The organism is Streptomyces sp. NBC_01428, assembly GCF_036231965.1.
GTDB lineage: Bacteria > Actinomycetota > Actinomycetes > Streptomycetales > Streptomycetaceae > Streptomyces.
The window spans coordinates 963,916-977,099 of the sequence record NZ_CP109499.1 but is presented as its reverse complement, the minus strand read 5'-3'; the positions used below and the strand labels follow the sequence as shown (position 1 = coordinate 977,099).

At 67.5% G+C, this 13,184-nt stretch carries 14 protein-coding genes and 1 pseudogene; 12 read left to right on the top strand and 3 right to left on the bottom strand.

The genetic code is table 11. The features are described 5' to 3' along the window. The first annotated feature begins 120 nt into the window (after nt 1-120). The 4 genes from uppS (at nt 121) to OG406_RS04270 (ending at nt 3,535) form a co-directional block, all read left to right on the top strand. Nucleotides 121-840 (top strand): polyprenyl diphosphate synthase, encoded by a 720-nt coding sequence (gene uppS / locus OG406_RS04285; RefSeq protein WP_164369267.1) that lies wholly within the window; start codon nt 121-123, stop codon nt 838-840. Then, nucleotides 837-2,306 carry an oxygenase MpaB family protein gene (locus tag OG406_RS04280; RefSeq protein ID WP_329184056.1) on the top strand — a complete coding sequence of 490 codons (1,470 nt, stop codon included), beginning with the start codon at nt 837-839 and terminating at the stop codon, nt 2,304-2,306. The genes uppS and OG406_RS04280 overlap by 4 nt, the downstream gene beginning before the upstream one ends. A 144-nt stretch (nt 2,307-2,450) precedes the next feature. Continuing rightward, the gene (locus tag OG406_RS04275) at nt 2,451-2,840 is read left to right on the top strand and encodes a hypothetical protein (protein ID WP_267049495.1); all 390 of its coding nucleotides are present in this window, start codon (nt 2,451-2,453) and stop codon (nt 2,838-2,840) included. A gap of 212 nt (nt 2,841-3,052) precedes the next feature. After that, nucleotides 3,053-3,535, top strand: coding sequence for a hypothetical protein (locus OG406_RS04270; protein WP_443067049.1), 483 nt, complete (start codon nt 3,053-3,055; stop codon nt 3,533-3,535). A 535-nt stretch (nt 3,536-4,070) separates the two neighbouring features. On the opposite strand, the gene OG406_RS04265 is transcribed toward OG406_RS04270, so the two are convergent. Together OG406_RS04265 and OG406_RS04260 are read right to left on the bottom strand one after the other, a co-directional pair. Next, nucleotides 4,071-4,382, bottom strand: a complete 312-nt coding sequence (locus tag OG406_RS04265) for a hypothetical protein (RefSeq protein WP_329184055.1) — start codon at nt 4,380-4,382, stop codon at nt 4,071-4,073. A 503-nt stretch (nt 4,383-4,885) separates the two neighbouring features. Continuing rightward, nucleotides 4,886-6,604: a dolichyl-phosphate-mannose--protein mannosyltransferase gene (locus tag OG406_RS04260; protein WP_329184053.1), complete on the bottom strand. Its 1,719-nt coding sequence runs from the start codon at nt 6,602-6,604 to the stop codon at nt 4,886-4,888. Between the two features lie 343 nt (nt 6,605-6,947). Here OG406_RS04260 and OG406_RS04255 point away from each other — a divergent pair, with 343 nt between their 5' ends. The 5 genes from OG406_RS04255 (at nt 6,948) to OG406_RS39380 (ending at nt 9,864) form a co-directional block, all read left to right on the top strand. Further along, nucleotides 6,948-7,337, top strand: coding sequence for a MarR family winged helix-turn-helix transcriptional regulator (locus OG406_RS04255; RefSeq protein WP_329184051.1), 390 nt, complete (start codon nt 6,948-6,950; stop codon nt 7,335-7,337). A 68-nt stretch (nt 7,338-7,405) separates the two neighbouring features. Continuing rightward, nucleotides 7,406-7,741 (top strand): ArsR family transcriptional regulator, encoded by a 336-nt coding sequence (locus tag OG406_RS04250; RefSeq protein ID WP_329184050.1) that lies wholly within the window; start codon nt 7,406-7,408, stop codon nt 7,739-7,741. A gap of 354 nt (nt 7,742-8,095) precedes the next feature. Continuing rightward, nucleotides 8,096-8,536, top strand: coding sequence for an ATP-binding protein (locus OG406_RS04245; RefSeq protein ID WP_329184048.1), 441 nt, complete (start codon nt 8,096-8,098; stop codon nt 8,534-8,536). Between the two features lie 278 nt (nt 8,537-8,814). After that, nucleotides 8,815-9,171 (top strand): STAS domain-containing protein, encoded by a 357-nt coding sequence (locus OG406_RS04240; RefSeq protein WP_329184045.1) that lies wholly within the window; start codon nt 8,815-8,817, stop codon nt 9,169-9,171. A gap of 432 nt (nt 9,172-9,603) precedes the next feature. Next, nucleotides 9,604-9,864, top strand: coding sequence for a zinc-binding dehydrogenase (locus OG406_RS39380; RefSeq protein ID WP_443067048.1), 261 nt, complete (start codon nt 9,604-9,606; stop codon nt 9,862-9,864). Between the two features lie 180 nt (nt 9,865-10,044). On the opposite strand, the gene OG406_RS04225 is transcribed toward OG406_RS39380, so the two are convergent. Continuing rightward, nucleotides 10,045-10,887 carry an NmrA family NAD(P)-binding protein gene (locus tag OG406_RS04225; RefSeq protein WP_329184043.1) on the bottom strand — a complete coding sequence of 281 codons (843 nt, stop codon included), beginning with the start codon at nt 10,885-10,887 and terminating at the stop codon, nt 10,045-10,047. A gap of 101 nt (nt 10,888-10,988) precedes the next feature. Between OG406_RS04225 and OG406_RS04220 the strand changes: the two genes are divergently transcribed. From OG406_RS04220 to OG406_RS04210, 3 genes and pseudogenes are all read left to right on the top strand, one after another. Further along, the gene (locus OG406_RS04220) at nt 10,989-11,642 is read left to right on the top strand and encodes a TetR/AcrR family transcriptional regulator (RefSeq protein WP_329184041.1); all 654 of its coding nucleotides are present in this window, start codon (nt 10,989-10,991) and stop codon (nt 11,640-11,642) included. 299 nt (nt 11,643-11,941) lie between these two features. Further along, nucleotides 11,942-12,346: a lamin tail domain-containing protein gene (locus OG406_RS04215; RefSeq protein WP_329184039.1), complete on the top strand. Its 405-nt coding sequence runs from the start codon at nt 11,942-11,944 to the stop codon at nt 12,344-12,346. A gap of 463 nt (nt 12,347-12,809) precedes the next feature. Further along, nucleotides 12,810-12,953: pseudogene (locus OG406_RS04210) on the top strand (AraC family transcriptional regulator); the annotation flags it as partial. Nucleotides 12,954-13,184: the final 231 nt, after the last annotated feature.

The following is a 13,184-nucleotide window of genomic DNA, read 5'->3' as shown; positions in this document are numbered from 1 at the left end:
CGGGGGCGGCGTGAGGGGTGGGGCGTGAAGGACCACGGTGTCCAGCGCGCACGCGCGGCGACGGGCGAGTGGCCGGGTGGGCGACAACACAGCGACGGACAGCGGGGGGTAGACGTTCCGGTGCGTGCGGTGCCGCGGCACGTTGCTTGCGTGATGGACGGCAACGGCCGTTGGGCGCAGCGGCGCTCGCTTCCCCGGACGGCGGGTCATCAGGCTGCGGAGACCACTGTCATCGACATCATCGAGGCAGCCAGGGCGGTCGGTGTCGAGTGGCTCAGCCTGTACGCCTTCTCCACCGAGAACTGGAACCGTCCTGGTTCCGAGATCGACTACCTGATGCGCCTGGTCCGCCGGGTTGTGCGCAAGCACGCGACGCTGCTGCTCGCCCGCGGGATCCGCTGCCGTTTCCTTGGAGCCGCGGACCCGCGCATCCCGCGTGAACTGGCCCAGGATTTCGAGGATCTGGCGACACTGACCGCCGACAACCGGGGGATGACGCTGACCGTCGCCTTCGACCACGGTGGACGCCGGGACATCGTCGAGGCCGCCAGGTCACTGATCCGCAGCGAGACGTCCGCCGAGGAAGTGACCGAGCAGCTATTCGCCCGCCACCTGCCGTTTTCCGACACCCCTGATGTGGATCTGGTCATCCGCACCTCCGGCGAGCAGCGCATCTCCAATTTCATGCTCTGGCAGGTCGCCTACGCCGAGTGGATCTTCCCCGAGGCGCTCTGGCCGGACTTCCGGGCGCCCGACTTCCTCGCCTGCCTGCACACCTACCGGAGCCGTGACCGCCGCTTCGGCGGCGTGCCGCCCCAGACGAACGGAGACACGTCATGACGACTGGAACCACCACAACGGCCGGCGAAACACCCCTGTTCGGCCCGGAGTCGGAATTCCGCGCCTTCTTCGACGACCCACGCTGGGCGCTGGCCATGATCCGCGCCACGGTACTGGAAGCCGCCCACCCACAGATCGCGGCGGCCCTCGCCGACAACTCCACCTTCGTCGCCCACCCCTGGCGCCGACTGCGCAACACCTTCCTCAGTACACGGCGGATGTTCGACGCCGATCCTGCAGTACGCGAACGGGAGGCCGCCCGCCTCAACAGGCTGCACGCCCGCATGAGCGGCTCCGACTCCCGCGGCCGCGCCTATGACGCCATGGACCGCGCGTCCCGCGCCTGGGTGGTCGCCGCCCTCTTCGAAAGCGCCGTCACCATGTGTCGACTGAGCGGCCAGCCCCTCGACCAGGACACCATGGAGCGCATGTACGCCGAGTACCGCCATTTCCTCGCCGCACTCGAGGGCGACGCAGGAGAACTCCCTGAACAACTGCACGACTTTTGGCGGTACTTCGACAAAGTCGTCGAGGACGAACTGGAGAACACCGAGGCAGCCCGCATCATCCTCTACCGGCTCTTCGACCATCTCCCCGCCCCCGCACTTTTCGCCGGCGCACCGACCCTGTGGGCGGCGGGCCGGGCAGTCATCGGCCCGCTCCTCGGCGCGATCACCGTCGCCTCGCTCCCCGAGTCCTACCGGCGCAAGGCCGGCCTGCCCGAGACGCCCGGCGCCCCGGCACTCATGCAGGGCGCCTACCTCGCCACCGGACTCGCCCGATTCCTTCCCAAAGGCTGGGTCGACGCCGAAACCATCATCGAAGCCCTCTCCCTCTCGCCCGACAGCGACGACCCCCGCGTCCGGACCGTCACCGCGCTGCACACCAGCATGAAGAGGGCCTCGGCATTGCTCCGCCTCCTCACACCACTGAGCGATGAGGCCAGCCGCGACCCGGCCCCGGCCGCCACGCGGGCTACGCGAGAAGGCCAACGCTCGGCAGAGGAGTTCTTTCGTCAGGTGCTGGACCAGACCGGCGACGGCCATCTCGACTGGCCCGACCTCGCGGCCATGGCCCGCGAACTCGCCACCCGCCTCGACCTGGACGAACCAGAGGAGACCCGCCTCTACGACGCCTTCGCCGCCTGGTGGCGCGAACTGCAGGCCACCCTCGACACGGACGGCGACGGCCGTGTCAGCGCCGACGAGTACGCTGCCGCCATCCCCTCACTTGCCGGGCCCGCCCTCATCCGCGTGGCCGAGGTGCTCTTCGACGCCACCGACAGAGACGGCAGCGGCACCATCGACGCAGACGAGCACAGGACGCTCTTCCGCACCGCCTTCCACCGCGACCTCACCACCACCAACGCCACATACGGTCGCAGCGCCTTCGTGGGCGACTTTCTCGCCTTCATGTCAGGCCGCCGCACGAACACCCCATATGACCCTCTGCTCGCGGACGCCTGACGAACCCGCGGGCCCCACCGCCCGGTGTGCCAGCGCCTCCACCTGGACAGCGGTCGTAGCCGGTCCGGCTCCCGCCTCGGATATCGTGTTCCTCTACGGGGCGCCATAACGGAGGTGACGCCCCCCACCGGAGGTAGTCAGCGTATGAGTTCAAAGCGCAGCAAGAATCCAGCCCTGCCCGTACTTGACGACGCATTCCGACTCGCGTCGGTCAAGGACGCCGAAGAGTCCACCCGTGACTTGGCCGCGCGGCTGGCCACCACCGAGCTGCGCCGCGTTTCCCACCCGGGCCGGGTCACCTGGGAGCCCACCGATCAGGCCGAGCCCGTACCGGTCCCGCCGAGTGTGGTCGACGGTGACGGGGACCTGTGGCTGCGGGACCGGGGCACCGGCTCCTGGACCATGCCCGAGTTCGACCCGAAGGAGTTCCCGGCCCGCTGTGGCGAGGTTCTGACGTGGAACCAGCTTGCCCGCGAGTTCGGCCCGCTGACCGCACTGGCCGACGACCGCCGCATCGGCGGCGGCCGGCGCTGACCGCGCAGCCTCTTGGGATGACCGCGCCCTGAAGCGCCCGTTACGGGTAGCTGGGAGCTCCGGCTCACCGCCGAGCTCGACGACGGCGGTGAGCAGGTGAGCAGCTGGGCGTGGTGGTCGGTCAGCGCTGGCGGTGGGTGGGCAACACCCGGGGAGGCACGTTGGTTCGCCCGGCTCTGCTGGTGTCAGTGGGCTGTGAAAGCCTCGCGGGCATGAGTTACGACTTGGCTGTATGGGAGGGCGAAAGACCAGCGGACGATAAGACTGCTGGTCGGGTCTTTGACGACCTTTACGACCGCCTCATGGAGACGGAGACTGACGAACCTCCGACCGAACGCATCCGGGACTACGTCGCCGGACTCCTTGAGCGCTGGTGCGACCTCACCGAAGACGACGACACCTCGCCGTGGTCCACCGGTCCGTTGATCGGCGAGGCCCGTGGCTCACTGATCTATTTCCCGATGCGCTGGAGCATGGCTGAGGAGGCCTCCGGCTTCGCGGCTGGCCTTGCGCGGTCCATGGGCCTGGTCTGCTTCGATCCTCAGCTGAACAAGCTCAGGCCTCAACGACCTCGGTCGGTTCGCCACCAGCACCGGATGCAACGGCGCCTATGCCTGGGTGGGGTCGATCGTGAAGCGTTCGGGGTGAGCGGTGCGGACGTAGTGGATCGCGGTGTAGGAGGTGATCCCGAATAGGCCCATCAGCCTGGCAGGGGCAGCGGTCTCCTGCGCTTCGTCCAGTAGCCGGTCCTGTCGGAGCTGTGTGAAGTGGGTGCCGATGCGGTTGCGGAGCGATTTGAAGTCCTGGCCGCAGCTGCCTGTTGGGCTCATGCGCGCTAGGTGTATTGACCCGCAGGGTTGTTCACACGGTGGAGCTTCCTCCGTTCCATGCGCTCATCTTGCCGAGCCAGCCACAGGCGGAGCGGCTCGGGTAACCACCACTCTCTCCGTTTTCGACATCATCCATTCGAGTTGCCAACGGCCGAGCTCCGCTGCGCCGGCATCAGCCGCTCCCACCCCACCCGCTGCCCGGCGACCCACGCTCCGAGGTCCTCGCCCTGCACGACCAGCTCCCCGCCCACGGCCGGCAGTTGCCTCCGGCCCGTACGTGAACCAGAGCGAGGCGGGAGCTGCGCAGCCATCCGAGCTCCAACGCCGGAGACCACCCAGGATCACCCCGTCCCCTCGACGGCTTGCTCCCGGGGTTCGCTTCCGTCATCCTCGCGGTGTCTCAGGTGTCCTTCCCGCCGGGCAGGAGCTGCAGGGTGGGGGCGGGGGCGAACTCGCCCAGTTCCAGGGCGGCTTCCCGCCAGTTGGCCATGAGCTGGAGCAGCCGTTCGGTGCTATGGGGGAAGGGAGGCGGTTCGGTGGCGGGGATGGCTGGCTGGAGGATGGCGGCGGCGAAGCGGACGGCGTGCAGGGCCGCGGTCGCGTGTGGGTCGACTCCTTCGGCGCCGTGGCGCAGGGTGCCGAGCTGTTCCTCCAGCTCCAGTAGCAGTTCGTAGGCCGGGCCGAAGGCGGGGCTGGGCCGGGCTCCGGTCACCGCGACTCAGTCCCACGCTCGGCGTCCGCGATGCCCGAACACGGCGGTTCCTGGCCGTCAATGGGCCAGATGCCACGGCGGCCGGGCAGCGCTGCGCCACCTCTCGTCCGGTGCAGTGCCGGAATCATGGTCAGTCCTCTTCCTGCTGGTCGACGGGAAGGATGCACGCTATGAACAACGAGAGCGGCGGCCAGAGGAGGCTGTCCGCTTCAGTGCCCTTCCCAGCCGAGCCCGAAGAGTGCGATGGAAACGGTCGGGACGACAGCCGATCTGCAGGGCCGACCCCTTCGGGCATACGATCGGGGGATGTTCGCCGTACGTCTGCGGACCCTGCTCGGCAGCCCGGCCGGGAATGCCTCATACGCCCAGTTCCTGACCCGGCTGCGCAGCCCAAGTGCCGCGGAGAGCGGAGACATCGACTTCAGCACAGCCTGCCACGAGATCACCCGACCGAGTCGACGACCTCGAACTCACGCTCACCAAGATCGATAGAGCAACGGCTTCTAAATCCAAGTGGTGAGCCACATTCTGGACTGCCAGCTGCTGTACGGAATCACTTGGGCCGTATATATCGGGAAGAAGTAAATGAAGTTCCAGGCGATGAGGAGAACTAGCACTCCCGCCACCACGGCACCCACAACGCGGCGTCTTTTCGATGCATTTGGCGGCCCCATTACCGCTCCGAGCATCATTGTGACGGCCAAGCAGAGATAGGGCACGAAGACGACCGCATAGAACTGGAAGATCGTGCGGTCCTGGTACAGGAACCACGGCAGATAGCCAGCAGCGACGGCAGCGAGGATGGCACCCGCCCGCCAGTCGCGTCGCAGAGCCCACCGGAAGAGAAGGTAGACCAGAGCGCAGCAAGCCGACCACCACAGCATCGGCGTCCCGAGTGCCAGGACTGTCTCTACGCAGCGCGCCGTGACGGTGCAGCCTTCGTTGCCGAGCTTGGGCGACTCGTAGTGGAACAGAACGGGTCGGCCCAGGACCAGCCAGCTCCAGGGGTTGGACTGGTACCGGTGGGGCGTGTGTAGTCCCACGTTGAACTGGTAGACCCCGTATTCGTAGTGCCACAGACTGCGCAGTGGAGCTGGAATCCAGGACCAGGTGCCGCCACGGCTGTCGGCCCAGTGGCGTCCGTAGCCGTTGTCGGACAGGAACCACCCTGTCCATGTCGCCAGATAGGTCATGCCGGCAACTGGAATGAGTGAGAGAGCGGACCAGCTGAAGTCTTTGCGTAGCCCTGCTCTGTAGGGATGGCTCGCTCCTGCGACGCGGCGGGCGGCGACGTCCCAAAAGAAGGCCAAGATGACAAAGAAGAGTAGAACGTAGAGGCCGTTCCACTTCGTGGACGCTGCAAGTCCAAGACAGAGTCCCGCCGCAATCCGCCAAGGGCGCAGCCCTGTGCTGGCGTTGTCGCCGACGGAGGCATCAGGCCGGGCGTGTCCGTCCGCGTCTTCTGGTAGAGCCGCGCCAAGCCGGGCTCGCGCCTGATCCCGGTCGATCAACAAGCAGCCGAACGCGGCGAGGACAAAGAACATGAGGAGAAGGTCTAGGAGTGCCGAGCGGCTCATGACGACGTGCAGACCGTCCACTGCCATCAGAACGCCGGCGAGGCAGCCGAGCAGCGTCGAGCGGAACATGCGACGTCCTATTCGGCTCAGCATGAGCACCGACAGGGTTCCCACGGTCGCCGTCATGAAGCGCCATCCAAAAGGATTGAGGCCAAACATCCACTCCCCGAGGGCGATGACCCACTTACCCGTCGGCGGGTGCGCAACGAAGGAACCGGTGTCGGACAGTGAGATCACCTGAGGATGAGCAAGTATGTGCAGGTCGGCAACTTTTCGCTCCGGCCACGAACCTTCGTATCCAAGGTGCAGTAGAGACCACGCGTCCTTGGCGTAGTAGGTCTCGTCGAAGATGACTGCCTGCGGCTGGCCGAGATGCCAGAAGCGGATGGCCCCGGCCAAGGCGGCGACGAGAACGGGCCCCAGCCAGCCCCACGCGACGATCCACTCCCGCGATGTTCCTGAGTGTGTGAACTTTGCCAGCAGCACGGAGGACTTGGGGAATGACGGCACCAAACGCTCCCGGACGTCAGCCCCGGAGCACGCCTCGTACCCAAATCGGCGAAGACGTTCTTGCCAGGGTTCCGATTCTGCGGTTGGTGGAGCGTCATCGAGGACCTGGGCTCGAGTCGCGTCACTGGCTGTCACTCATGATCCTTCGAAGAAGTTCTACACACAGCTCGACGGTGCTGAACCATCACTTGGGCTCACAGGTTGTTCTGGAGGGTGGCCTCGGCCAGGCTGTTGTCTGCGATACCCCGATGCGGCACTCAGCGCGGTGAAAAAGCACGGCGCGCTCAGTGAGCAGCGGCCGTCCCAGGTAGATTCGAACACATGGAACCCGGAACTGGGGGCCCTTCTTCTAACGGATCCTGCCCAGATCTTGAACGTCGCGCGGCTGCCCGTTGCTTGGTAGGAGGTGGCGGCCTTGTCGTATCTGGTGGCGATGACGTGGAAGCCCTTGAGGCGGTTGTAGCGGCGTTCGAAGACGTTGCTTTGTTGCGATCAACGGCGCGCTTCTGGAGGTCGCCTTGATTGCCAGGACGGGATGCGGATGCGGACGCTCACCCACCTGCTCGGTGCATCGCCGCCTTCGGTTTCCCGCCTCGTCGACCGTCATGTGGCGCTCGGCTTTGTCCAACGCCGGCCCAGCCCCGACAGCCGCCGCGAGGTCATGCTCTGCGTGACCTCCAGCGGTCGCCAACATCTGACCCGGGTTCGCCAGAGGCGCGATCAGCTTCTCCTCCGGGCGCTCGCCGGCATGCCCGGCCCCCAGCGCGCCGTGCTGACCGACGGACTGGCCGGCCTGCAGCAAGCCGTGACCGAACACCCCATGCTCCGCCACGAGGTCCTCGACCTCCCGCCTACGCCGAGGGTGTGAGCTGCAGCGGGCACCCCGTACCCGGTCCACCAGTTCCTCTGTCCACACGCATCCGATGCGCCCCGAAAATGAGAATCCTCAGGCTGGGCACAGCCTTCGCCAGCGATCCTGGCAGCCGCCTTCGGGACATCGCCGCGACTTGTGACATCACCGAGCGGACCGCTCAGAAGACCGTCAACGACCTCGAACAGGCCGGCTACCTCCGCCGCGAGCGCGCCGGGCGGCGCACCCCCTACACCCTCTGTCTGGACGGCAGCCTCCGTCATCCGGTAGACGCGCTCGTCTCTGTCCGGCAACTGCTGGACATCTGCACCCAGACACGCGCGCTCCGCATCTCAGACAGCCCCGTCCACCGCGCAGCAGAGTTGCCCGCACCGGGACACGATCCAGGAGCCAGTGTCTGAACGCGGAGGCAGGGCTGCTTGCCGGGCCTACTTGCTGGCGCCCCGGAAGATCTCCACACCAAGTCCCTTCCTGGGTTCGATCACGGTGACAGGCGAGGTGTCTTCGGGCGTGGGGAGGGGAACGCCGTCCGGTGGAACATGGCTCCCTCACGCTCGTACCGTGCCGTGGGCGAAGCGCAGCGTGCAAACCCATACCCGCCGCTTAGGCGTCGATACGTACTGGTTGTTCGATGTGTGCAGGCCTTGGCTGGCTTGACCTGAGACCCTTGGGGAACCCGGAGCGGGTACGGTCCTGCGCTTCGGAAGTGAGGCCAAGTTGTGGATCAGGCTGCCCAAGCGGAGGGCCGTAAGCCCATGCGGGATGTTCCGGTAGCGGTATCGGCCACCTTCGAGGGTGGTTCCGGGATAGCTGAAGCCCGCCAGATGGCCCGGGTCTTCCTTGAGTCGCTTCAGGCGGTACACGGTCTGCCGGTGTCGGGGCGTGCGATGGGCATGGTCCAGCTGGTGGTCAGCGAGCTGGTGACCAATGCCCGCAAATACGCCCCCGGTCCCTGCGAACTGACGCTTCAAGTCGCGGGCGGAGCCGTGGAGATCAGCGTGTCGGACGGTAGCAGTGTGCTGCCGTGGGTGCCGGCGGCGGATCCGGAGCGGATCGGTCAGCACGGACTTGAGCTGGTGATGGCGGTGAGTCAGGCCTTCTGCGTTCAGCGCGAACCCGCAGGCAAGAGGGTCTCCGCCACGGTCGTCCTTGCCGACGACCCGGACGGGGGCGCGGCAGGCCATCAGGCCTTGTAAGCCACCTCGGCACACGGACGGTGAGCCCTGCGGAGAGGCGGGTTGCCATGGAAAGCCTCCGTAGAGGATAGTTGCCGAAAGACAATATTTTCGAATCTGTTGTCTCCATGCCGCGATCGGGACCGTCCGGCTGCGCAACGCTGTGGTCCTTCATCCGTGCTCCGCCGTCCCCGCCGCAACGAGAACCGGCGCCCCAGAACAGCGGACAGACCCTCTGATCGGCGCGCGACGCCACGATGCACGCCCAGCTCTCACCCGGAGAGGATCGCTGAAAATTTGTGAAGGACGACATCACGCAACGCGCGCTCTTGTCGATCAACCGGACCATGCCGCAAGCGGGCGTCCGGGTTGTGGCCTGCAGGGGCGAGATCGACGACGACACGGCGGCCCTACTGCGCGAGGCCCTGCGAGTCGATGACGGCGGATCCCGCTTCATTCTGGATCTGGGCGCCGTTACGTTCCTGGACTCCAGCGGCATCCACGTCCTGTTCGCTGCTCATCGAGACACCATGGCGGCGGGCGGCTGGCTGCGCATCGCCGCGATGAACCCGACGATTCAGGAGGTCGTCCAGATCGTCGATCTGCCCACGGTCATCCCGTGCTACCCCACCCTCGCTCAGGCGCTGAACGTCTGACAGAGCATGAACCGGTTAAGTCCATTCTTGGTTCGGAAAGTGCCGGGGGAGCCGCCTGCGCGCCAGTTGAGCCTGCACATGGCGGCGGCCGCCGGCCGCATGCCCTGCGTGACGTGACCCCCCATTCCGTCACGGCCGAGCACCCCACGGCAGAACCCGGAAGCGTGAAAATCCGGGCTTCGGACCTGCCTTTCGGGGACGCACCGGGCCAACGGCCTCAGCGGGAGTCAAGGCGGGCCCGGCGTCTCATAGGCCGCAGGCTCGCTCTACTACGGAAATCAGTCCACAACACCGCGCCCGACCAGCACGGGGAGACTGTGGGGGCAGGCTGCTTGCACGGGACGCGGAGATGTACCGAACGCGGAGTGGGATCGTCTGGAGTCGTTCTTGCCTCGCGACGGCGTGCGTGGGGGTCGGTGGAGTGATCCCCACATGGTGATCAACGGGGTGCTGCATCGGGTCCGTGCGGGGGAGTGCAGGGGCGGGATCTGCCGGAGCGGTTCGGGCCGTGGGAGACGGTCTACAAGCGTCATCGGCGCCGGTAGGACGGCACATGCCGGGCGCCTGTTCGCCGAGGGCACGCTCCAGGTCGGAGTGGACAGCACCTACCCGCTGTCCGAGGCGACCGGCGCACACGCACGAGCCGCGCAGGGTCACATCCAAGGCAAGAGCAAGCTGACGGTGGTCCCGTGATCGCCGAACTTCAGCCTCGGTGGCGAAGTACGCCCACGCCCTGGACGAGTTCGGGCCGGAAGCGGTCCTGACCGACGACACCACCTGGACCTTCACGATGCCCGGCCGGAGAGTGCTCGGCCCGGTCGCCGGAACAGTAGGACCCTCGACGATGAGCAGCACACCCTGTGCGAGTGCTGCTCAGGTGAACGTGGCCGTGTGGTCGGCGGCGAACTGTTCGAAGGAGCGTGCCGGGCGGCCGAGCAGGTTCGGTACGTCTTCGGTGACCCATTCGGCGTCGCCGTCGGCGGTCAGGCTGAGTGCCTGTGCGTTCATGTGCGCGATCTGTTCGGGGAGCCCGGCACGGATCATCGCGTCCTTGGCCTGCTCGAAGGTGAGTTCGCGGTAGGTGATGGTGCGGTTCAGCAGCCTGGAGAGCACGGTGGCCACGTCATAGTTGGAGACCAGCTGCGGGCCGGTGAGCCAGTAGGTCTTGCCGGCGTGCGCGTCCGGTGCGGCGGCGATCTCGGCGGCCACCGCCGCGACGTCCCGGGCGTCGACCATCCCGGTACGGCCCTTGCCGGCAGGGGAGCCGAAGCCGTCGGTGCGGGCGATCTCGGGTGCCGAGGCCAGGACGTTCTGCATGTAGGCGTTCGACCGCAGCAGGCTGTGGGGCACCCCGCTGGCGGCGAGGCCTGCCTCGATCTCGCTCTGCCCGCGACGCCGGGCGATCGGGGAATCGAGGGAGGCCTTGCTGGTGGCCTTGACGATGTGTCCGACTCCGGCCCGCGCGGCACTGGCGACGACATTCAGTTCCTGCGCGGGCACGGCCGGGCTGACCAGCACCACCGCCGTTACGCCCGTCATCGCCGTGTCGATGCTTGCCGACGCGTCCAGGTCGCCGACGACGACCTGGACGCCCGCCTCGGCCAACGGCTTCGCCTTCGCGGGGTTCCGGACCAGTACCCGTACCGGCAGGCCGCGTTCGGCAAGCAGGCGCACGGCTTCGGAGCCGACCTTTCCCGCTGTGGTGACGAGGATCATGAGGAGTCCTTCGGTCTTCCGGATCGTGAAAATGGGTTCTGTAACCCAGTCTTCTGGTGTGGAAGTGGGTTGTCAAACCCAGAAGGGTTAGGGTGGCGCTCATGGGCAGGGAGACGCGGGAACGGCCGAAGCTGACCGCCAAGGGGGCGCGCACCAGGGCGCGGATCGTGGAGTGCGCCGCCAGGCTGATCCACGAGCGCGGCGTCGCGGACACGACACTCGACGAGGTGAGGGCCGCGGCGGAGGTGAGCGGCTCGCAGCTTTACCACTACTTCGCCGACAAGGACGACCTCGTCCAGGCGGTCATCGACCACCAGGCCGACACCCTCGCGGCCAACCAGCGTCAGGCCGACCTCGGCAGCGCCGAAGGCCTGCGGGCCTGGCGGGAGATGGTGATGGCCCACGCGACGAACACCGGGGCCAGGGGCGGCTGCCCTCTCGGTTCACTCGGTGGCCAGCTCTCCGAGGCGGATCCCGAGGCCCGCGCCTTGATCGCCGCCGGGTTCGACCGCTGGTCCGCAGCCATGGGAGACAGTCTGCGCAACCTGCCCGCCGCCGGGCACCGTGCGGACGGAACCAGCCCGGACGACCTCGCCCTCACGCTGCTCGCCGCGCTCCAGGGCGGCCTGCTCCTCGCACAGGTCCACCGCGATCCCCGCGTCCTCGAAACCGTCCTCGACACGTTCATCACCCTCGCGTCCGGCAACCAGACCGCCCCGCCGGACAAGGGCGCACCGCCCGCCGGGGGCGCCTGATCCCGGGTGTGCGTCCGCTTCCCGTCCGGGCGGCCGTTTCGACGGGCCCGCGGCCGGGGCCTGGTCGCGGCCCTCGCCCATCGCGCGGGCCGACGAATGCGGACCGGCCGTCCGAAGCGCCGCCGGAACCGGTCCCGTCGAGCGTGGTCGTGGGGCGAGGGCTGAGAGCTCCGGACAGGGGGTCCGGTCAGCGGGCGGTGTCCGGACGAGAGGCCCGTGCGGAGACCTGGCGGGAACTGCATGCACAGGCGCCTAGTGGTACCGGGCCTCACAAACGGGCGTGGTCCAGGCGCGAAGCCGTGCCCGCCTCCGCTGCCGATCACCGTCCGCACCGTCAGACGGTGGAGATCAGCAGCGTTCAGTACGACTCTCCGGGCTGGGGCAACCGCTCCAATCGCTTGCTGAACGGCGAGTGGGTGGAGATCACCAACTACTCGCGTCACGGCGTAAACCTGGACGGCTGGACCCGGGCGGATGAGGACGACCGCACCTACACTTTCGACCAGTACCTCCTCGCCGGCCGCGCCACCGTCCGCGTCCACACCGGCATCGGCCTCGACTCGCGCCGTGACGTCTACCAGGGCCGCCGCACCTACGTGTGGGACCACCGCTCCGACACCGTGATCCTGCGCAACAATCACGGCCGCTTCGTCGACGAAGCCTCCTGGGGCCACCACGGACACCACGGTCACCACCAGCGCTGACCACATCTGAGCTGGGTGCCTCCGCCACGGATCCGGAGGCATCCCACCACGTCACGCACGTCGCGGGGCGGCACGGCCACGAGCCGGGCCGACCCGCCGCGCTGTCTGCCGCCGGGCGCGGGAGGGGTGGAGGCGGCGTGGAGGGGTTGAAGCGTCCGGTCGACGGGCTGAGGCGGTTCGGCCCAACCGTGGGCGTCAGCCGCCTCCGCCTCCGCCGCTGGTGTTGTCCGGACCGAGGTCATACTCCTGGCTCTGGTTCGCTCCGGATCCCCAATGCTCGTAGCAGATGAGCCCCGCTCCGACGAGCAAGACGATCCCCGTAGCTATCAGCGATATCCATGCGCCGGCGTCCATGCTTGCCGATGTACCCACCGCTGTCAGTGCGAAGCCTCACCCGGGCCTCCATCGATCCGGAGCGGTTCAGTGGGCGTTGTACAACGTGGCTGACGTGCCGGGTGCTTGAGACGATCTTCTCCACATCGTGCGGACGGACCACGGCAACGAGGCGGCAGGGGCCCTGGCTCGTCGATTGGTGGTCCCGCCGCGCCGCTCGGGCGGTCAGGAGCCGGAGGAGATCGGCGCCGACCCGCTCGCCGAGGTCGTTGCATGAGCGCTGGGGCGCCTCCATGAGCAGTTCGACGTGGAGGCGCTGGCGGCGCGGGCGTACAAGGGTGTTGCCAGGCAGAGGCGGCCCATGGGTGAGCGCCGGTCGGGTGCAGACGTTCGGGTAAACGGTTCCCTATTCGACGGCGCACCAAGAGCCGCACGAACGGGGGTAAACCTCGTTCCCGCAGCTCACACGCCCGCGCTCCTCCCCGGCGGCGATCAATCTGGTTGA